The organism is Pedobacter steynii (assembly GCF_001721645.1).
In the GTDB taxonomy this organism is placed as follows: domain Bacteria; phylum Bacteroidota; class Bacteroidia; order Sphingobacteriales; family Sphingobacteriaceae; genus Pedobacter; species Pedobacter steynii_A.
Window position 1 is genome coordinate 3,943,868 of the sequence record NZ_CP017141.1, and the last position, 20,634, is coordinate 3,964,501.

The window sequence follows — 20,634 nt, forward strand, 5'->3', positions numbered from 1 at the left end:
AATTTGTAAGATGAACTTTTCTTCTAAACTTCTTGAAGACGCTGTCAATGAATTTTCAAAGTTGCCAGGAGTTGGACAAAAGACCGCATTACGTCTGGTATTACACTTATTAAACAAGGAGCAGGAGGAGGTGTCAAACTTCGGAAATGCCATCATTAAACTCAGACAGGAGATCAAGCACTGTGCAATTTGCCATAACATCTCCGATCAGCAGATTTGCGAAATATGTACTGCCAATAAGCGGGATAAGGAAGTGATTTGTGTGGTGGAGGATACCAGAGATGTAATGGCAGTAGAGAATACCGGTCAGTATTTTGGCGTGTACCATGTGCTGGGTGGCCTGATCTCTCCAATGGATGGGGTAGGTCCGTCTGATCTTTTTATCGATTCATTGGTGCAACGTGTAGCGACTACTCCTGTAAAAGAAGTCATATTGGCACTAAGTGCAACTATGGAAGGGGATACTACACTTTTCTATTTATACAAACGCCTTAAGGATTTTCAAATACCAATTACCACTATTGCGCGTGGAATTGCATTTGGTGGCGAACTCGAATATGCAGATGAAATCACCTTAGGCCGCTCTATCGTTACCAGGGTGCCTTATGAAAACTCATTAATCAAATAACCCGCATGGATTTTAAGAATAAGGTAGTCATCATTACCGGTGCGTCTTCAGGTATAGGAAAGGCTTGTGCCGAAGAATTTGCAAAACGTGGAGCCAACCTGGTGCTTGCTGCCAGACAATATGTTACCCTGTGTGAAATTACTGCAGAGCTGGAAAGTAAATATGGTATTCGTGCAGTAGCAGTACAGGCAGACGTGAGTAAGGAACACGATTGCGAAGTGCTGATCAAGCAGGCATTAATTACCTTTGATAAAATCGATATCCTGGTGAATAATGCAGGGTTGTCGATGCGTGCCCTGTTTAATGACCTTGACCTTTCTGTATTGAAAAACCTGATGGATGTGAATTTCTGGGGAACGGTGTACTGCACAAAATATGCCTTGCCGGAAATCCTGAAAACCAGGGGCGGTGTAATCGGCGTATCTTCTATTGCTGGTTACCGCGGACTGCCGGGACGTACCGGGTATTCTGCTTCTAAGTTTGCTATGAATGGTTTTATGGAAGCATTGAGAACAGAATTATTAAAAACCGGAGTACATGTGATGGTAGCTTGTCCCGGATTTACAGCATCCAATATCCGTGTAACAGCTTTGGCTAAAGATGGTGCCGCTCATGGAGAGACGAGTATGGAAGAAGGCAAAATGATGACCGCTGATGAAGTAGCAGGCCGTATTGTAGATGGAATTGCCGGAAGAAAGCGCACATTGATCATGACGGGGCAAGGAAAACTAACGGTATGGATTAATAAACTGTTACCCGCTTTAGCAGATAAACTTGTGTTTAACCACTTTACAAAAGAGAAAAACGCATTGATTAAATAAGAGATTCCACTCTGGCTTGGCATCTTGCTTTTTTCTTCAAATACAGGAGATGTTCTTCAGCGGCTGAAATCTTTTGCGCTGAAGAGCGCTAAAATCTTTCTATGCCTTTTCAGAACATCTCCCGTATTTGAGAAATCCTGCATAGAATTAAGGTTCGTTCCACGGGCTAAACCGCGACCCGTGTATTTATAAATTTCAAGAGCAATAGTTATGCATTCATTTGCATCATGTGAGGGAGCAATCATTTTTTTGAACAAAAATGTCACTCTGCTTTGAAGACATTCGAAGATTTGCCCTTCAGCAAAGATTCGGGGATGAAAAGGAGAAGGGATATTTTTGTAACACTTAATTTCTCTCGCCCAGGATTAAGGTTTTATGATTTTTACTGGTGTTAACCTATTGTTTATTAGGGTTTAATTGGTGCGTCAGGTTTTAAATCATAGCCATGCGCTTGGTTTTGCTTAAATAATGCCAGATATTGTTAATAATTTCAAGAAAAATTTTGCAATTATTAAAAACTATTCCATCTTTGCTAAGATGATACAAACAAACGGACTTAATCTTTGGTGGTGGCACAACGCATTCGCGTAGTGTAACCCCCTGTTTTGAACGTTTTTTATTACATAAAAATAATTTGAGGGTTGCTTTAAGGCAACCTTTTTTGTTTTATACCCATGAAGAAAATACTAAACCACTTATTTGAAAACAAGACCTTCAGCAGAGCTGAAGCACAGCGTATACTGACTTCCATTGCTTTAGGTGAGTTTAATACTTCTCAGATCGCTGCTTTTATTACCGCGTATGGAATGCGTAACATTACCGTAGAAGAGTTGCAGGGTTTTCGTGATGCCATGCTGGATCTATGTGTAAAGCTCGACTTTTCAGACCATGAACTGATCGATCTGTGTGGTACCGGTGGAGATGGAAAGGATACTTTTAACATTTCTACATTGGCTTCCTTCGTCGTGGCCGGATCGGGCCATAAAGTGGCCAAACATGGTAACTATGGTGTTTCTTCAGGCTGCGGATCGTCTAATGTGATGGAGTATTTAGGTTATCAGTTTACAAATGATCAGGATGTGCTGAAAAGAAGCCTGGACAAGTCCGGGATCTGCTTTATTCATGCTCCTTTGTTTAACCCGGCAATGAAAACGGTGGCGCCAATAAGGAAAGAACTTGGCGTAAAAACTTTCTTCAATATGCTGGGGCCAATGTGTAATCCGGCACAACCTAAAAACCAGTTGGTTGGGGTGTTTAGCCTGGAGCTGGCGCGTTTATATGCTTACCTGTATCAGGATACGGATAAAAACTATACTATTCTGCATGCGGTGGATGGCTTTGATGAAATCTCTTTGACCTGCGATTTTAAAACATTCAGCAAAAATGGGGAGGCGCTGAGAAAAGTGTCTGACCTCGGGTTTGAGGAAATCGATGAACAATTGATTAAAGGTGGTGATACCGTAGCCTCTTCGGCAGAGATATTTATGAAAGTCCTGAACGGGGAAGGGGAGAATGCCCAAAACAATGTGGTGTTGTGTAATGCGGCAATAGCCTTGCAAACGATAGACAGCAGTAAGACGTTTGCCGATTGTTTTTATGAAGCGGAAGAGTCTTTATTCAGCAAAAAGGCATTAAGTACATTCAAAAGCCTGTTGTCCTGATGAAAAAGCTGCTGTTGAAAATATGTGGCATGTTGCATCCGCAGAATATTGCGGAGGTGGCAGCTTCACAACCAGACTATCTGGGTTTTATTTTCTTTAAAGGCTCAAAAAGATATGCGGGTGATTTAGCGCCAGAGGTACTGAATGTATTGCCGGAAAGCATTCAGCGGACAGGTGTCTTTGTCAATGAAGCTGCAGAAGTTGTATTGGATCTGATTGAGAAATACGGATTGAATGCAGTGCAGTTACATGGAGGGGAAAGCCCGGAATATGTAGGGCTTTTAGCTCAGCAGGTTAAAGCCAGGCAACCGGACTTCAAAATAATCAAGGCATTTGGAATAGATGCAGCTTTTGATTTTCAGCAGCTACAGGGTTATGAGAAGAAAGTAGATTACTTTTTGTTTGATACACAGACACCCGATCATGGCGGTTCAGGTAAAAAGTTCGATTGGACGCTGCTGGAAAAATATACGCTCGATGTTCCTTTTTTTTTAAGCGGGGGAATCGGACCGGAAAGTGCAGCGGTTTTAAACGCAATTACAGACCCGCGTTTGTTTGCAGTCGACGTCAACAGCCGGTTTGAACTGGAGCCAGGATTAAAAAATACCCCCGAATTGATTGAATTTAAAACAAAGTTGTCGGGAGTAAAATCCTAAGATGACATCAGGATACAGTGGGAAAAGAAAAGCGTTATAAGGCAAGATGGATAACGGAATACTAAAGAAATAAGAACAGGATTATGAACTATTTTGTAAATGAGAAGGGTTATTTTGGAGATTTCGGAGGAGCTTACATTCCCGAAATGTTATATCCCAATGTGGAAGAACTAAGAACCAATTACCTGAAAATTATCGAAGATGAAGACTTTCAAAAGGAATTTCATCAACTGCTTAAAGATTATGTAGGAAGGCCTTCTCCCTTGTATCTGGCAAAGCGTTTATCGCAACGCTATAATGCCAATATCTTCCTGAAAAGAGAAGACCTGAACCATACCGGTGCACATAAGATCAACAATACTATTGGTCAGATTTTATTGGCAGAGCGTCTGGGTAAAAAAAGGATCATTGCGGAAACGGGAGCAGGGCAGCATGGTGTGGCTACGGCTACAGTTTGTGCGTTGCGGGGACTGGAATGTGTGGTGTATATGGGCGAGATTGACATTAAACGTCAGGCACCCAATGTAGCGAGAATGAAAATGCTGGGGGCTACAGTGGTTCCTGCAACTTCAGGAAGTAAAACATTGAAAGATGCAACAAATGAGGCGATGCGCGACTGGATCAATAATCCTGTTGATACCCATTATATCATCGGTTCTGTAGTAGGGCCACATCCTTATCCGGATATGGTGGCACTTTTTCAATCGATCATTTCTGAAGAAACAAAGAAGCAACTGATCGAACAAACCGGTAATGACCAGCCTGATTATGTCCTGGCCTGTGTGGGTGGAGGAAGTAATGCAATGGGGATGTTTTATCACTTTATCAATGATGTAAAAGTGAAACTGATTGCAGTAGAAGCAGCCGGAAAAGGGGTAGACAGCGGACATTCTGCAGCCACCACCTCTTTAGGGAAAGAGGGAGTGTTACACGGTAGCAGAAGTATCCTGATGCAGACTGAAGATGGACAGGTAATTGAACCTTATTCCGTATCTGCAGGTCTGGATTATCCTGGAATAGGTCCTCAGCACGCACACTTGTTCAAGACCTTGAGGGGAGAATATGTTTCGGTAACTGATGATGAATCTCTGCAGGCGGGGTTGTTACTGACACAGCTGGAAGGTATTATTCCTGCTATTGAAAGTGCACACGCACTGGCGTATCTGGAGAAAATGAAGTTTACAGGTAAAGAAAATGTAGTGGTTTGTTTGTCCGGAAGGGGAGATAAAGACATGGATACCTATATGAAGTATTTTGATTTATAAGAAGAGCAATGAATAGAATTAATAAGTTATTTCAGGAGAAAAAAAATATATTATCCATCTATTATACTGCAGGATATCCAAACTTAGATGATACGGTAGCGATTGCAGAAGAGCTGGAAAGATCTGGTGCAGACCTGTTGGAAATCGGTTTTCCATATTCAGATCCTGTGGCGGATGGCCCGACCATCCAGGCGAGTAGTAAGATTGCCCTTGATGGTGGGATGACACTTAAACTGTTGTTTGAGCAATTAAAAGACCTTCGTAAAACGGTAAGTATTCCGGTGTTGCTGATGGGTTATGTAAACCCAATGTTGCAGTATGGGGTTGAAAATTTCTGTAAATCATGTGCCGAAGTTGGGGTAGATGGATGTATTGTTCCAGATCTTCCAATGCAGGAATACGAAGAGCTTTATAGTGTGGTGTTCAAAGAATACGGATTGACTAATATCTTTCTGGTTACACCTCAGACTTCTACAGAGCGGATCCGTAAAATTGATGGCCTGAGCAATGGGTTCATCTATCTGCTTTCTTCTTCTGCTACCACCGGGCAAAACCTGCAGGTATCTGAAAATACTGAGGCTTATTTCTCCAGGATTGCAGAGCTGAAACTGAGCAACCCTACTATGATTGGTTTTGGAATCAGCAGCAGGGAAACTTTTGACAAGGCTTGTCAGTATGCAAATGGTGCAATCATCGGTAGTGCTTTTGTAAAACAACTGAAGCAGGATGATGTGGCAGCCAGCGTAAAGGACTTTATGAAAATTTTTAAGTCGTAACGATTTTCTTCTTATTGATGGATTTGAGGTAAATAAAGCCAATTAATCCGGCAATAACAGAAGCACAAAGGATGGCAAATTTAGCCTCCGTAACGTGCATCTCGTCGCTGAAAGACAATAGGGAAATAAAAATGGACATGGTAAATCCTATTCCGGCAAGCATACCTAATCCGATGATGTGCTTCCAGCCGGACCTGGAAGGTAAGCTGCCAAGTTTTAGCTTTACCGCCAGCCATGAAAAGAGCGTAACCCCTATTGTTTTTCCGGCAAATAAGCCAAGGATGATTCCTGCCCCCAAAGGAGAAACCAAACCTCCAAGCATTTCCTTTTGAAAGGTAATATTGGTGTTGGCCAAAGCAAAGATGGGCATGATAAAATAATTTACCGGACCATTCAGTAAATGCTCCAGCTTTTCAAGTGGCGACTCGGTATTACTGGCGTTACAAGGAATAGTGAAGGCGAGTAATACTCCTGCAATGGTGGCATGGATTCCGGAATGGTGAATGAAATACCATAGAAAAACGCCGGGAATCAGATAAAAATAAAGTGGTTTTAAGTTGAAGTAGTTAAACAGGAACAAGATCGCAAGCACTCCGGCAGCCATTAAAAGGTAGTCGAAATGAACTTCACTGGTATAAAATATCGCAATTACGAGGATGGCACCAAGATCGTCCACAATGGCTAATGCGGCCAGAAAGATCTTTAATGAAGTGGGGACACTTTTGCCCAGCATAGAAATAATGGCCAGAGCAAAAGCAATGTCTGTGGCCATCGGAATTCCCCAGCCTGAGGCAGTAGGGGTATTGTAATTAAAAGCAAAATAGATCAGAGCAGGAACAAGCATTCCACCCATGGCAGCAATAACAGGTAATGAGGCTTTCTTAATGGAAGATAACTCTCCCTCCAGCAATTCCCTCTTGATTTCCAGTCCGACCAACAGGAAGAAAATGGCCATTAAAGCATCATTGATCCATGCTGATACAGTAAAGGAATAGCTGCTGCTGCCGAAAGTAAATCCGAAATCTGTAGCTAGAAAATTGGCGAATCCTTCACTGTAAGAGGAATTTGCAATGAACAGGGAGATGGCCACACAGACCATGAGCATAATGCCTCCAATCTGTCCTGAGCGTAAAAAATCCCTGAATGCCTGTAAATTGAATAGTTTTGCCATGTGCTAAAGATACCATTCAAGGGGGAGTTAGGCAACAAATTAAAGGAAACTTTCCAGATCCCCTTTACCTTCACGAATGATCTCAAATTCCCCTGAAGTACAATCTACAACGGTAGATGGCTCATTATCACCATATCCACCATCAATAACCAGATCTACGGTGTCTTCGTACTTTTCATGGATCAGTTCCGGATCAGTAGAGTACTCAACCAGCTCATCGTCGTCTTTTATGGAAGTGGATAAAATGGGATTGCCAAGCATCATCACGATCTCACGGGCAATGGCATTGTCCGGAACACGGATACCGACCGTCTTTTTATTAGAACTCAACAGCTTCGGTACATTGTTGTTCGCATTGAATATAAACGTGAACGGACCAGGTAAGGCTTTTTTAAGTACCCTGAAAGTGGTAGTGTCAATCGGCTTGATATAATCAGATATATGTCTGAGATCTGAGCATATAAAAGAAAAATTGGCTTTCTCAGGCTTGATACCCCTTAACCTGCAAATCTTTTCTATGGCTTTATGATTGGTAATGTCACAACCCAATCCGTAAACAGTATCCGTAGGATAAATGATGATGCCTCCTTTTTTTAAGACTTCAACCGCCTGTTCAATTGCTTTGGGATTTGGATTCTCAGGATAGATTTTGATAAGCATATGTAAAATTACAAAATCTTTATACCTTATTATGCTTATTATTGTTCTATTAGTATGTTTTTATTAAATTAAACCATATGAGAAAAGCTTTTATCGCAATTGCTGCATTTCTGGTGACCGCAACGGTCATGATCAGCTTAGCCTGGCCACCCTTTTACTGGGCTTTCATCTTTATCGGACCTATTGTAATACTCGGGGTTTACGACCTTTACCAGCCCAAGCATAGCATCGTCAGAAATTATCCGGTAGTAGGCCGCTTAAGGTATTTCATGGAAGACCTGAGGCCCAAGGTATACCAGTATTTTGTAGAGAGCGATACCAATGGAAAGCCTTTCAGTAGGTTGAACCGCTCGCTGATTTATCAAAGAGCAAAAAAAGAAAATGATACGATCCCTTTCGGTACTCAGCTGGACGTTTATGAAAACGGATATGAGTGGCTAAGCCACAGCATTGCGGCAATCAGCCATACGGAGCTGAATGAAGATCCAAGAGTACTTGTAGGTGGACCAGGTTGCACGAAACCTTATTCTGCAAGTATCTATAATATATCGGCGATGAGCTTCGGCTCATTGAGTCAGAATGCGATCCTGGCGTTAAACGGAGGAGCAAAACTGGGAAACTTTGCTCATAATACCGGAGAAGGAGGGATTAGTGATTACCATGCCAATCCGGGTGGCGATCTGATCTGGCAGATTGGAACGGGATATTTTGGCTGCCGCCATCATGACGGTAGTTTTAACTACGAGGCTTTTGCAGAACGCTCCCAGTCTGACCAGGTGAAAATGATTGAGATTAAACTTTCTCAGGGTGCTAAACCTGGCCATGGTGGAATTCTTCCCGCAAAGAAGGTGACGCCGGAAATTGCCAGAATCAGATTGGTGAAAGAAGGTTTCGACGTGATTTCTCCACCAGCACATGCAGCCTTTAAAACCCCTTTGGAGCTGGTAGCTTTTGTACAAAAGTTAAGAGAGCTTTCAGGAGGCAAACCGGTAGGAATAAAACTATGTATCGGAAGAAGAAGTGAATTTTTTGCCATCTGTAAAGCTATGGCCGAAACAGGAACCTATGTTGATTTTGTGACAGTTGATGGGGGTGAAGGTGGTACAGGAGCCTCTCCTCAGGAATTTTCTAATGCCGTAGGAATGCCGTTGAGAGAAGGTGTAGCTTTTGTGTATGATGTGCTGAGTGGATTTAACCTGAAACAACACATCAAAATCATCGCCTCGGGAAAGATCTCTTCTGGATTTGATCTGGTGAAAAATATTGCCCTGGGAGCAGATTTGTGTAATTCTGCCAGAGGAATGATGTTTGCCCTGGGCTGTATCCAGGCATTGGAATGTAACAGCAATACCTGTCCGACTGGTGTCGCTACACAAGATGCAAGTCTGATGAAAGGCCTGGTTGTAGAAGATAAGAAAGTAAGGGTGTTTAACTTCCATAAGCTGACGGTAGAAAGTGCTGTTGAGCTTCTCGGTGCTGCAGGTTTACACCATCCTTATCAACTCACTAGGGCTTACATTAACCGAAGAATTGCCCCTAATGTGATGCAGTCTTATATGGAGAGCTTTCCCTATATTCCGGAAGGAAGTTTGCTGCAGACTCCTTATCCTTTACGTTTTGAATTGGGAATGGCACTGAGCACTTCGTCGAGTTTTATGCCTACAGATTATAAGGTTTCCATTGTAGATTATGCACATGCAAATTCTTTTACTGATAATCACTCCTAACGAAATCCTGCTCCTGCTCAGGTAAAAAGAGCATATGCATCAAAGGCTGAAATCTTTTGCGCTGAAGGGCGCAAAATTTTCTATGCCTTTTCAGCACACGCTCTTTTTACCTGAGAGATGTTGCCCGGATTTATTACTCCCTCAACCGGGAAACCCCCGACCCGTATTCTTGGGATAGGGTTAAGGTTTATTTTATTTTTTTAGCAGTTTGGCCGAATTTAGGGATTGGATTTTAATTCTTTTTTTGAGCAGCTGTGTGGATTTAAGAACTGGATTTTCATTCTTTGTTTATTTTTTTGGAATTGCTGTTTTGCAAATGATTTTGGCATCATACAATGGAGCAAGCACTTTTTAACAAAAATGTCTCTCTGCTTTGAAGACATTCGAAGGTTTGCCCTTCAGCAAAGATTCGGGGATGAAAAGGAGAGGGATATTTTTGTAATACTTAATTTCTCCTGTCGGTTATATAAAATAAAAAAGGCTGGTTTCGAATTATGAAACCAGCCTTTTTCTATATATCAATGAGCTTAAAACTCTGCATTTTTAGGGAAACGTGGGAAAGCAATTACGTCTCTGATATTGGTCATTCCACTCACGAAAAGTACCAGCCTTTCGAAACCTAACCCGAATCCGGCGTGTGGGGCTGTTCCAAAACGTCTGGTGTCTAAATACCACCACATTTCTTCTTGTGGGATGTTTAAATCTTCCATTCTTTGAACCAGTTTATCCATACGTTCTTCTCTGGCAGATCCACCAATCATTTCCCCGATACCAGGGAAGAGGATATCCATAGCGGCTACTGTTTTTCGTCCTTCTGCATCAGGTTCATTCTGACGCATGTAGAATGATTTAATGTCAGCAGGATAGTCGGTAAGAATTACCGGCTTCTTGAAATGTTTTTCTACCAGGTAACGCTCATGTTCTGATTGAAGGTCTGCTCCCCATTCATCAATAAGATACTTGAATTGTTTCTTTTGATTTGGTTTGGACGATTTCAATATCGCAATCGCTTCAGTATAAGTGAGGCGTTGGAAATCGTTGTCCAGGCAGAAGTTTAATTTCTCAATTAAGGAAAGTTCACTACGCTCGTTCTGTGGTTTGGTTTTTTCCTCTTCCAGCAGACGGTTATTCAGGAATTCTATTTCCTCTTTGCAATTTTTTAAAGCGTAGCTAATCACATACTTCATCATGTCTTCTGCCAGCTGCATGTTGTCTTCCAGATCTGCAAAAGCAACTTCCGGTTCAATCATCCAGAACTCGGCAAGGTGACGGGTTGTATTGGAGTTTTCCGCCCTGAAGGTAGGACCGAAAGTATAAATCTGACCAAAAGCCATTGCTGCAAGTTCACCTTCCAGCTGTCCTGAAACGGTAAGGTTGGTGGCACGGGCGAAGAAATCTTGTGAGAAATCTACTTTACCATCTTCTGTACGTGGGGTGTTGTCAAAATCCAAAGTAGTTACTTTGAACATTTCACCGGCACCTTCGGCGTCAGAAGCCGTAATTACAGGGGTGTGCATATAAACAAACCCACGGTCGTTATAAAACTGATGAATGGCGAAAGCCAGGGCATGACGTAATTTGAAAACCGCATTAAAAGTATTGGTACGGAAACGTAAATGGGCAATTTCCCTCAAAAATTCCAGACTGTGTTTCTTAGGTTGTAAAGGGAATTTTTCCGGATCACTATCGCCTAATATTTCAATTGAATTTGCTTTTATATCAACTCTCTGTCCTTTACCAACGGATTCTACGATAATTCCTGTAACAGCTATCGCGGCTCCTGTAGTAATGCGTTTTAATAAATCTTCAGGAGTATTATTAAAGTCAACAACGATCTGGATATTTCCCATGCAGGAACCATCATTTATTGCAATAAACTGGTTGTTACGGAAGGTACGAACCCATCCCATAACGGTCACTTCTCTGTCGAATTGCACTGTCTCTAACAGGCTTTTTACTTTTTCTCTTTTTATCATGATTTTATTGTGGAGAGGTTCAAAAATAAGGATTTACTTCAATAAATAAGAGGGAATAGGTTGCTTATATTCAATTGTATATTGATTTTTTTTATGAATCTTAATATATTAAGTTTGCGGTTCATTCTCAATCATATTAACGTGCTATCAAATCAGAAACTTTCGTTTTGGCAAAATGCCATTGGCGACGTGCATAAATTCTCTCTCGAAGAACGTATTTTTAATACCATGTGCATTTTTGCCTCCTTTGCAATGCTGGCAGAAACACCCTATAATTATGCAATGAACCTAAAGGCACTGGCTTTATTGTGTTCGGTGTGCGTATTTTTTATCTGGGGGTTATACTACCTGTCAAGGGTGAAGCGAAAGTCTTCTCTAAGTATTATGATTTTTTGTCTGGCAAGTAACTTCACCTTTGTTTTTTGCTATTTCTATAATTCGGGAATCCTGGGGCCGAACATTTTACTGTTCGCGCTTTCTTTTTTTATTATCATCACCATTATTCCTAAAAGACAGTATAAGTTTTGGGTGCCTTTTAATATGCTGACTGTGTTAATTGTGCTTACTGTAGAGCTTTACTGGCCACACCTGGCGCCGAATCTTTATAGCAGTCCATTGGCAAGAACTGTAGACTTTGGGGTGACCTACGCGGTGTCAACCATTCTGATTTTCTTTTCCATCAGCTACATGAGGAAAAATTATGATTATGAAAGATCTTCTGTAGAAGAAAGAAACAGGGCTATTGAAATGCAACACAAAGAAATTCTTTCACAGAAGGCCGAACTGGAATACTTAAACAGCGAAAAGGATCGCTTGCTTTCTATTGTGGCGCATGACGTAAGGATGCCATTGAGCTCCATACAGGGGTATCTGGAGTTACTGAATGCCGTGGGGTTGGAAGAGGGAGAAAAACATTTTATCGAAGAGCAGTTGCTGGAGATCACCAGAGATACGTCAGAGATGCTGATGAATCTGCTGTCCTGGTCCAGAACTCAGCTTAAAGGAACGAATGTTCAGCTGAAGACGCTGGATGTGAATGAAGCATTGAAAAGCTGGCTCAAGATCGAAAAGTCAATAGCAGATAAGAAGGGGATCCGCTTGAATGTGCTGACAGCCGGACAGTTAAATGTAATGGCTGATCATGATATGCTTCACCTGGTGATCAGGAATCTGGTTTCCAATGCGCTCAAGTTTACTCCTGCGGGGGGAGAGATTATTGTCTCTACCAGATACCGGGATACAGAAGGCCTGATCATTATCTCTGATAATGGAATAGGAATCTCAAATGATAAACAGGAAAATCTTTTTCAGCTCAACGCTTCTGCTACCTATGGTACCAATAATGAAAAAGGAATCGGTCTGGGATTGCTATTATGTAAAGAGTTTACAGAACAACAGCAAGGAAAAATTTGGTTTGAAAGTAAAGTGGATAAAGGCTCTGTTTTTTATGTTTCCTTCAAATTAGCTAGCTATTAGTTTGTATTTTTTAGTGTTTTTGTCACTTAACTGTGTTTTTGTAGTTAAATGTGATTTATTTTAGAGTGATTATTGGATTTTGTGTTGTTTTTTATGATTGTTTTGTGATTTTGCGTGATGTTTTATGATTTTTCTGTTTCTTTTTCTTTGTTTTTGTGTCTTTTTGTAATTTTTTGAAGTTTTAATTTGTTTTGTTGTGTTTTATTTAATCTTTTTTGGTGTTTTTACGATTTTTTATTAAAATAAATTGTGTTTTTTGTCATTAAGTTCTATATTTGTGTCAGCTCGTTTAATTTATATTTGGTTAAAGAAGCCTCCCGTTGGATGACTGGAGGCTTCTTGTTTTTTTATACGTTTCTGAAGAAAATATAAGTCAATAAAAAAGGTCAATTGAATGAACAATTGACCTTTTTTATTGGTTTTTTAAGACCTGATATTAGGCAAGTACCTTAGTTACCAATGCAGCAGCATCTTTCAATGCGATTGCTGAATATACTTTTAGTCCTGAATCATCAATTAACTGTTTAGCTTCAGCAGCATTTGTACCTTGTAAGCGGCAGATAATTGGAACAGGAATGTTTCCGATTTCTTTGTAAGCATCAATTACACCCTGAGCTACACGGTCACAACGAACGATACCACCAAAAATGTTGATTAGAATTGCTTTTACATTCGGATCTTTAAGGATAATGTTAAATCCTGCTTTTACCGTTTGTGCATTTGCAGTTCCACCTACGTCTAGGAAGTTGGCAGGCTCACCACCAGCAATTTTGATGATGTCCATAGTCGCCATCGCTAAACCAGCACCGTTAACCATACAGCCAACATTACCATCTAATTTTACATAGTTTAAGTTTGATTCGCTAGCTTCAACGTCTGTTGGATCTTCTTCCAGTTTATCACGCATTGCTGCATAATCAGGATGACGGAACAATGCATTTTCATCTAAATCAACTTTAGCATCTACAGCAATGATTTTATCATCAGAAGTTTTCAATACCGGGTTGATCTCAAACATGGCAGAGTCAATGCTGTCATATGCTTTATAAAGCGCAGTCACAAATTTCACCATCTCTTTGAAAGCTGCACCACTCAATCCAAGATTGAACGCAACTTTACGGGCCTGGAATCCTTGAAGACCAACCTTAGGGTCAATCTCTTCTTTGAATATCAGATGAGGTGTTTTTTCTGCTACTTCCTCAATATCCATTCCACCTTCTGTAGAATACATAATGATGTTCTTACCCGTTGCACGGTTTAGCAATACACCAACATAGAACTCTTTAGTTTCTGAAGCGCCAGGATAATAAACATCCTGTGCAACTAAAATTTTGTTTACTTTCTTGCCTTCAGGGCCAGTTTGTGGAGTTACGAGTTGCATACCCAGAATTGCAGTAGCTTTCTCTTTAACCTCATCAAGGTTTTTGGCCAGTTTTACACCTCCGCCTTTACCTCTTCCGCCTGCATGGATTTGTGCTTTGATCACAACCCAATCAGAATTGAAGTCAGTTTTCATTTTTTTAGCAGCTTCTACAGCCTGCTCAACCGTGTCGGCAACAATGCCTTCTTGTACGGCTACACCAAAACTTTTAAGTATTTCTTTACCTTGATATTCGTGGATATTCATTTGCTGAAAAAATTTGTCCAAATCTACAATTTCAGATTGGTTTTAAAAACAGTAAGTTTGCATTTATGCTAAAAGCTACAGGTATAAAGAAAGCTTATGGAAATTTACCCATCCTGAAAGGGGTGGATTTTGAAGTGGCAAAAGGGGAAATTGTAAGTATTATTGGTGCATCCGGAGCAGGCAAAAGCACTTTGTTGCATATTTTAGGCACACTGGATAAGCCAGATCATGGAACGGTGGAATTAAACGGTTCGAAAGTAAACCTTTTGTCGGGGGAGCTGCTGAGCATCTTTCGTAACAAAAATATAGGCTTTGTTTTTCAGTTCCATCACCTGTTGCCTGAATTCAATGCGCTGGAGAATATCTGTATCCCTGCATTCATTGCCAAGACCGGTAAAAAAGAAGCAGAACAACGTGCTATGGAACTGCTGGACCTTCTGGGATTAAAAGATCGGGCAACACATAAACCCAACGAACTTTCCGGTGGAGAACAACAACGGATTGCTGTTGCCAGAGCTTTGGTAAACCAGCCTTCCATCATACTTGCGGATGAACCTTCCGGGAATCTTGATTCTGCCAATGCAAATGCGCTGCATGAATTCTTTATCACCCTGAGGGATAATTTTAAACAAACCTTTGTCATTGTAACGCATAACGAAGGACTGGCAAAAATCAGTGACCGGGTAGTCACGATGAAAGATGGGCTGATCCTGTCATAACCTATAAAAACAAAGGTATTCTAATGAAAATATTAATTACAGGAGGTAAATCTGCTGCAGCACTAAAGCTATTGAAGGCTTTTGCCAATGACCATATATTACTGGCGGATTATGGAGATATGCCTTCATTCGCTTCCGAAGCTTATCAGATGCATTCTTTGGGAGAGAGAAATGACGATACTACGGCACACAACCTACTCAATAATTGTCTGGATGAAAATGTAGACATGATACTGCCACTGCACGCTTTCGAAATCGAAGCCGTGTCTAAATCAATTGTGCTCTTCGAAGAGTTTGGAATCCGTGTGCTTCTTCCGGAGATCAGCAGCCTGAATCAATATCTGGATAGTGGGAAATTTTCCGGAGACTGGGCCATTTATCAGGATGGAAGCTTATTGTTTTCTTCCAATCCCTCAGCAGAATTCAACGAAGCATTAAAAACTGCAGGGCTTAATGGTGCGTTTTATATCCGAAATAACGCGAAAGGACCAGAGCCCATTTTATTTACTATCAATTAATACCTCTAGATAAACATTAATGGTACCTGAAAAATACTTACAAGAAAAACAAGCTTTTGTTTTTGAATTGGACGATGTGCTTTATCCCGAAAAAGATTATCTGTTGCAGGTATATTACCTGTTTGCCCAATTTATTGAGTACGGGGAGCAGCTAAATGCGACAGAAATTCTTCAGTTTATGCAGGAAAAGTACCTTTCAGATGGACATGAAGGACTGTTTGAACAGACTGCAGCAAAATTTGATATTCCATTGAAATACCAGCTGAATTTCGACTTGTTGCTTCAAAATGCCAGACTTCCTTTGAAGTTGTTGGTCTTCAATAAGGCTTTGACTTTCCTGCAGGAAATTGTAGCCCGGGGTAAGCAATTGTTTCTCTTTGTAGATGGCGATCCTGTGATGCAATTGAATAAGATCAGACAGATCGAATGGAATGGTCTTGAAAATCACCTGGTGGTTTATTTTGCTGCTGAAATACAGGCAAAGCCAGCGGCGGCAGGTCTGGAACTGATCATGGACAAACATACTTTAAAACAGGAAGATATACTGTTTGTCGGAAAAGAAGGCCTGGACCGGGAATGTGCTTCAAATGCAAAGATTGATTTTTTGGAAGTGAATAAACTATTATCAGTTTAATTACGTTAGTATTCGCATAACAATCTGCTGTAATGATGTTTAATTATTATAAATTTGTTATAATCTAACTCTATATCAATGATAAAACATACCCCATTCCGAAGCGCCTCCGTTTTTGCGATTATGCTGATGCCTCTTGCTTTTTCGGCCTGTAAGAAAAGTAAAGTAGAGCCGACAAAAGAACGAAATGGACAGGTTAGTGTTCCGGCCACCGGAAATACCAAACAGACGCCTACAACAAATAGAGTAGAGCTGAGTAACGACTCAGTGTTTCTATATGCGAAAGAAGTGTATTACTGGAATGCGGCGCTGCCAACCTATGATGAATATTTACCAAGAAAATATACAAATGGCGGGAGCAACCTGAATAATTATGAGAATAACCTTTTTAATATAGGTAAGATTTCTGGTTCTCCGGATTATGAGCCTGGTTATTCTTCTTTAAAATATTCCTTTATAGAAGATTTTAATGAGGCTAATCCTCAGGCAAGCGTTCCCAATGCCTTAGCTGCTGTGGATACGGAAGGTAACGGAAATGATGTAGGGCTTAGAGTAGAAGGTTACAGAACCTCAGAAACGATGCCAACAGTGTATAGCCTGTTCGTTACTGCGGTATATCCGGGATCTCCTGCAGCACTTGCAGGGGTGCAAAGGGGATGGGTAATCAAAAAGATAAACGGACAGCCTTATGGTGCAAATATTAGCTCTGAATTGGAACTGGCAAAGAATGTAATCGGAAATCAGAGTGTAACGATAGAAGGGACCATCTATACCGGTGGGGTAAAAGGAGCCGATTTCTCAAAAACATTAGCGAAAAAGAGCTATAAAAGCAGTCCGGTTTATAAGGCAACCACACTTACAGTTGGCACGAAGAAAATCGGTTACCTGGCTTTTGCAAGGTTCTCCACGTTAGATAACAATACCAAGGCAGAGCTGGATGAGGCTTTTGCAGGTTTTTCTACAAATGGAGTGAAAGACCTGGTGATTGATTTAAGGTACAATAGTGGCGGATATATCAATACAGCTGAATACCTGATCAACCTGATCGCACCTTCAAACACCAGTGGAAAAGTGATGTTCAGAGAATACTATAATAATACCATGCGTAATGGGCAGGCTGGTATCCTGATCAATCAGCCGGTTACTGATATTAATGGCAATCTAATTTATGACAGAGGTCTTGGAAGAAACCTGACCCAGGCCGACGACGATTATAGTCCGGAAGCTCAGTCTGTTTCATTCAGTAAAAAGGGTTCTCTTGGAAGTGTAGCCAATGTGATTTTTATTGTGTCCGACAGAACCGCGTCTGCCAGCGAACTGGTGATCAACAGTCTGAAACCTTTTGTCAATGTGAAACTGGTAGGGGAAACAACTTATGGAAAACCCGTTGGTTTCTTCCCTATCCGGATTGAGAATCGTTACGATGTGCTTTATGCCATGTTTGAAACTAAAAACTCTAACGGCGAAGGTGGTTATTTCAATGGAATGGTTCCTGATTATAACGCGGCAACCAGCTCGGAAAATGGCTTCTTCGATAATCCTTTCTTTGAGTTTGGAGATGTAAGAGAAGGGTATCTGGCGAAATCGGTATCGGTTATTCCGGGAACAGCAGGGTCTTCAGCCCTGGCAGCAGCAAAGAACGCAAGAATGAGCATCCGCGAGGAAAGTAATACTTCCGTTTCAGCCATGGTTATGGTGCCCTCTAAACGTAATAGCGAGTTTGTAGGGATGATTAAAACTCCCGGAAGAAGATAAACTTCTGTTAATCAGTTGTTTTTTTTGAATGTAAAAGCCTATTTACATAATTATGTAAAAATGACTTTGAAATATCTGTTTTTATTGCGATTTTAATTGTTTAAACGCATATTTAATAAGAATTAAGGCATAATATTATGATAGGGGAATTAATCGAAAAAGAGTCAATTGACATCAGTCAGATCATACCTGCTGATCAAAATCATACAGAAGAATTGAGAGACAAGTTGAATTCTGCACAACGACTTGGAAATGAATTTAAGTCCAAAGCAGACATCTCCTTCAACACGAAAGAAGGGCCAAGAACGGTTTCGACTACCGTATGGTCTGTGACAGAAAAGTACATTCAACTGAAAAACGGAATTCACATTCCTTTGAGCAGCTTGCTCGCTATAGAGTTTTAGCATTTACTGCTTTTTCATCCGCAGTTTTTCTCTGAAGATGGATTGCAGGTTACGTTCTTTATCGATGTTATTGATAATTTCCAGGATGGAAGCAGTAGCATCGGTAAAGAATTTTTTGTTAATATTCTGAAACTCATCTGATGCCTTGTGGTAATCTTTGTGGTCTTCAACGCCGAAGTAAATGAAAGGAATGTTTTTAGCATTGAACGAACCCTGATCACTCTGATTAGTCCAGTCCTCATGACCTGTTTTAGGATCGTCATGCCCCAGCAAGACTCTAATCTTCGGATCTGTGGTGATAAAATATTTCTTTAATTCAGGATATTTATAGGTACCACAGGCATAAAGCTCCCCCTTGTCATTATGACTGATCATATCCATATTGATGTTCATGCGGATCTTTTCCAGTGCAACCGGAGCTTTGTCAACAAAAGCTTTTGAGCCTCTTAAACCCATTTCTTCTGCATCAAAAGCTGCAAAGATCAGGGTGTGGTTGGGCTGGTTCTTTTTATAATAGGCTGCAAAATTTAATAATGCAGCAATACCCGACGCATTGTCGTCCGCCCCGTTGTATACCTCACCGTTCATGACCCCAACATGATCATAATGAGCGGAGATAACGATCACCTGCTGGTCTTTTCCCGGAATATAAGCGATCATGTTCTTTCCGTGAATTTCTACACCTTTATTGTTTCTGAAAGAGAAGGGTTGTTCATATCCTACAAGCGAAGGGATTGGTTTTAAACCAATTTGTTTAAATCTGATGCTTAGGTATGCCCTGGCCATTTCTGCACCCTTGGTGCCTGTTTTACGTCCCTCATACTCGTCGGATGAAAGGACCTCTACATCTTTTAACAATTGCTGCTCTATCTTTGAAAAATGTTGCCCGGTTTGTGCCTGACCAGGATTCTTGATGGTATTGCAGCTCAGCAGAGCAATTAAGGGAAATAGCAGGTATACTTTCATTTTCTCGTTGGCTTTTCGGTGAGATAAAGATAATTATATTCGCCGACATCTGCTTCGACATGAGATTGTCAAAACTTAAAATGACGCGGTATGTTTTCATATTATAAGGTAATTTGGGCATATACATCATTAAAAACAAGATTTAAATGGAATACAGACGTTTAGGTAAATCAGGATTACAGGTCAGTGCACTTTCTTTAGGAAGCTGGTTAACATTCGGGCAACAGATCAGCGATAAAACTGCCGATGAGTTAATGGGAATTGCTTACGATGCAGGAGTAAACTTTTTCGATAATGCCGAGGGTTATGCGGAAGGAAAATCCGAAGAGGTGATGGGTAAAATCCTGAAATCGCGCAAATGGGAACGGGAATCTTTTGTAGTCTCGAGTAAAGTGTTCTTTGGAACGGAAAATAAAGGCCCGAATAGGGTTGGCTTATCACGTAAACATGTGATTGAAGCTTGTAACGCAGCCTTGAAGCGTTTGCAGGTGGATTACCTGGATCTCTACTTTTGCCATAGGCCAGATAAAAATACTCCGATTGAAGAAACCGTATGGGCAATGAATACTTTATTGCAGCAGGGTAAGATATTGTACTGGGGAACGTCAGAATGGAGTGCTTCGGAAATTATGGAAGCCATCCGGGTATCTAAACAGTACAACCTGATCGGGCCGACAATGGAACAACCTCAATACAATCTGCTGGAACGTCATAAGATGGAGAACGAGTACCTGCTGTTGTTTAAAGAATATGGGTTGGGAACAACAATCTGGTCGCCATTGGCTTCGGGTTTATTGTCCGGTAAATATACATCAGGAGTAACGAAGGATACCCGTCTGGAATTGAAAGGGATGGAATGGTTAAAAGATGCCGTGTTAAATGAAGAAAAATTAAAGAAGGCAGAACAATTGCAGGGACTGGCCGATCAGTTAAACATCCCACTGGCAAAATTGTCATTGGCATGGTGTCTTAAAAACCCGAATGTAAGTACGGTAATATTAGGTGCTTCAAAGACAGCGCAATTAAAAGAAAACCTGACTACACTGGAGGTGCTGCCGCTATTGACGGAGCAGGTTTTGGCTGATATAGAAGATATCATGCAAACCAGGCCTCAGTTGCCTCAGTTTTAATCTTCAACATAAAAAAGGCCGGTGTTTTGTAAAACACCGGCCTTTTTTATGGATTTAAATTTTA

Annotated in this window: 19 protein-coding genes; 14 read left to right on the top strand and 5 right to left on the bottom strand. The window is 40.9% G+C overall.

Annotation, left to right across the window (positions count from 1 at the left end):
• Positions 1-10: 10 nt before the first annotated feature.
• The 6 genes from recR to trpA all read left to right on the top strand — a co-directional run bounded on the left by recR (position 11) and on the right by trpA (position 5,807).
• Positions 11-628 carry a recombination mediator RecR gene (gene recR / locus BFS30_RS16520; protein ID WP_069380302.1) on the top strand — a complete coding sequence of 206 codons (618 nt, stop codon included), beginning with the start codon at positions 11-13 and terminating at the stop codon, positions 626-628.
• Between the two features lie 5 nt (positions 629-633).
• The gene (locus tag BFS30_RS16525; RefSeq protein WP_069380303.1) at positions 634-1,449 is read left to right on the top strand and encodes an SDR family oxidoreductase; all 816 of its coding nucleotides are present in this window, start codon (positions 634-636) and stop codon (positions 1,447-1,449) included.
• A gap of 674 nt (positions 1,450-2,123) precedes the next feature.
• Positions 2,124-3,110 (top strand): anthranilate phosphoribosyltransferase, encoded by a 987-nt coding sequence (trpD, locus tag BFS30_RS16535; RefSeq protein ID WP_069380305.1) that lies wholly within the window; start codon positions 2,124-2,126, stop codon positions 3,108-3,110.
• Positions 3,110-3,766, top strand: coding sequence for a phosphoribosylanthranilate isomerase (locus tag BFS30_RS16540; RefSeq protein ID WP_069380306.1), 657 nt, complete (start codon positions 3,110-3,112; stop codon positions 3,764-3,766). The genes trpD and BFS30_RS16540 overlap by 1 nt, the downstream gene beginning before the upstream one ends.
• Positions 3,767-3,849: 83 nt before the next feature.
• Entirely contained in the window at positions 3,850-5,031 is a 1,182-nt protein-coding gene (trpB, locus tag BFS30_RS16545; RefSeq protein ID WP_069380307.1) for a tryptophan synthase subunit beta, read from the top strand.
• 8 nt (positions 5,032-5,039) lie between these two features.
• A complete protein-coding gene (gene trpA, locus BFS30_RS16550) occupies positions 5,040-5,807 on the top strand; it encodes a tryptophan synthase subunit alpha (RefSeq protein ID WP_069380308.1) in 768 nt (255 codons plus the stop codon).
• Here trpA and nhaA read toward each other — a convergent pair.
• Both nhaA and BFS30_RS16560 read right to left on the bottom strand, forming a co-directional pair.
• The gene (nhaA, locus tag BFS30_RS16555; protein ID WP_069380309.1) at positions 5,797-6,978 is read right to left on the bottom strand and encodes a Na+/H+ antiporter NhaA; all 1,182 of its coding nucleotides are present in this window, start codon (positions 6,976-6,978) and stop codon (positions 5,797-5,799) included. The two genes, trpA and nhaA, sit on opposite strands and share 11 nt — an antisense overlap.
• 39 nt (positions 6,979-7,017) lie before the next feature.
• A complete protein-coding gene (locus tag BFS30_RS16560; protein WP_069380310.1) occupies positions 7,018-7,638 on the bottom strand; it encodes an L-threonylcarbamoyladenylate synthase in 621 nt (206 codons plus the stop codon).
• A gap of 77 nt (positions 7,639-7,715) precedes the next feature.
• Between BFS30_RS16560 and BFS30_RS16565 the strand changes: the two genes are divergently transcribed.
• Positions 7,716-9,365 carry an FMN-binding glutamate synthase family protein gene (locus BFS30_RS16565; RefSeq protein WP_069380311.1) on the top strand — a complete coding sequence of 550 codons (1,650 nt, stop codon included), beginning with the start codon at positions 7,716-7,718 and terminating at the stop codon, positions 9,363-9,365.
• Positions 9,366-9,892: 527 nt separating this feature from the next.
• Here BFS30_RS16565 and asnS read toward each other — a convergent pair.
• Positions 9,893-11,341 (bottom strand): asparagine--tRNA ligase, encoded by a 1,449-nt coding sequence (gene asnS / locus BFS30_RS16570; protein ID WP_069380312.1) that lies wholly within the window; start codon positions 11,339-11,341, stop codon positions 9,893-9,895.
• A gap of 141 nt (positions 11,342-11,482) precedes the next feature.
• On the opposite strand from asnS, the gene BFS30_RS16575 reads away from it, so the two are divergent.
• Positions 11,483-12,817 (top strand): sensor histidine kinase, encoded by a 1,335-nt coding sequence (locus tag BFS30_RS16575; protein ID WP_069382480.1) that lies wholly within the window; start codon positions 11,483-11,485, stop codon positions 12,815-12,817.
• Between the two features lie 436 nt (positions 12,818-13,253).
• On the opposite strand, the gene sucC is transcribed toward BFS30_RS16575, so the two are convergent.
• Positions 13,254-14,444, bottom strand: coding sequence for an ADP-forming succinate--CoA ligase subunit beta (gene sucC / locus BFS30_RS16580; protein WP_069380313.1), 1,191 nt, complete (start codon positions 14,442-14,444; stop codon positions 13,254-13,256).
• 65 nt (positions 14,445-14,509) lie between these two features.
• On the opposite strand from sucC, the gene BFS30_RS16585 reads away from it, so the two are divergent.
• The 5 genes from BFS30_RS16585 (at position 14,510) to BFS30_RS16605 (ending at position 18,474) form a co-directional block, all read left to right on the top strand.
• Entirely contained in the window at positions 14,510-15,163 is a 654-nt protein-coding gene (locus tag BFS30_RS16585) for an ABC transporter ATP-binding protein (protein ID WP_069380314.1), read from the top strand.
• A 23-nt stretch (positions 15,164-15,186) separates the two neighbouring features.
• Complete coding sequence (locus BFS30_RS16590; RefSeq protein WP_069380315.1) at positions 15,187-15,681, top strand: hypothetical protein; 495 nt, start codon at positions 15,187-15,189, stop codon at positions 15,679-15,681.
• Positions 15,682-15,700: 19 nt separating this feature from the next.
• A complete protein-coding gene (locus BFS30_RS16595) occupies positions 15,701-16,315 on the top strand; it encodes an HAD family hydrolase (protein ID WP_069380316.1) in 615 nt (204 codons plus the stop codon).
• Positions 16,316-16,393: 78 nt separating this feature from the next.
• Positions 16,394-18,070 carry a S41 family peptidase gene (locus tag BFS30_RS16600; RefSeq protein ID WP_069380317.1) on the top strand — a complete coding sequence of 559 codons (1,677 nt, stop codon included), beginning with the start codon at positions 16,394-16,396 and terminating at the stop codon, positions 18,068-18,070.
• 137 nt (positions 18,071-18,207) lie between these two features.
• Positions 18,208-18,474, top strand: coding sequence for a hypothetical protein (locus tag BFS30_RS16605; protein WP_208602981.1), 267 nt, complete (start codon positions 18,208-18,210; stop codon positions 18,472-18,474).
• Positions 18,475-18,477: 3 nt separating this feature from the next.
• On the opposite strand, the gene BFS30_RS16610 is transcribed toward BFS30_RS16605, so the two are convergent.
• The gene (locus BFS30_RS16610) at positions 18,478-19,440 is read right to left on the bottom strand and encodes a M20/M25/M40 family metallo-hydrolase (RefSeq protein WP_069380319.1); all 963 of its coding nucleotides are present in this window, start codon (positions 19,438-19,440) and stop codon (positions 18,478-18,480) included.
• A 146-nt stretch (positions 19,441-19,586) separates the two neighbouring features.
• Here BFS30_RS16610 and BFS30_RS16615 point away from each other — a divergent pair, with 146 nt between their 5' ends.
• Complete coding sequence (locus tag BFS30_RS16615; RefSeq protein WP_069380320.1) at positions 19,587-20,570, top strand: potassium channel beta subunit family protein; 984 nt, start codon at positions 19,587-19,589, stop codon at positions 20,568-20,570.
• Positions 20,571-20,634: the final 64 nt, after the last annotated feature.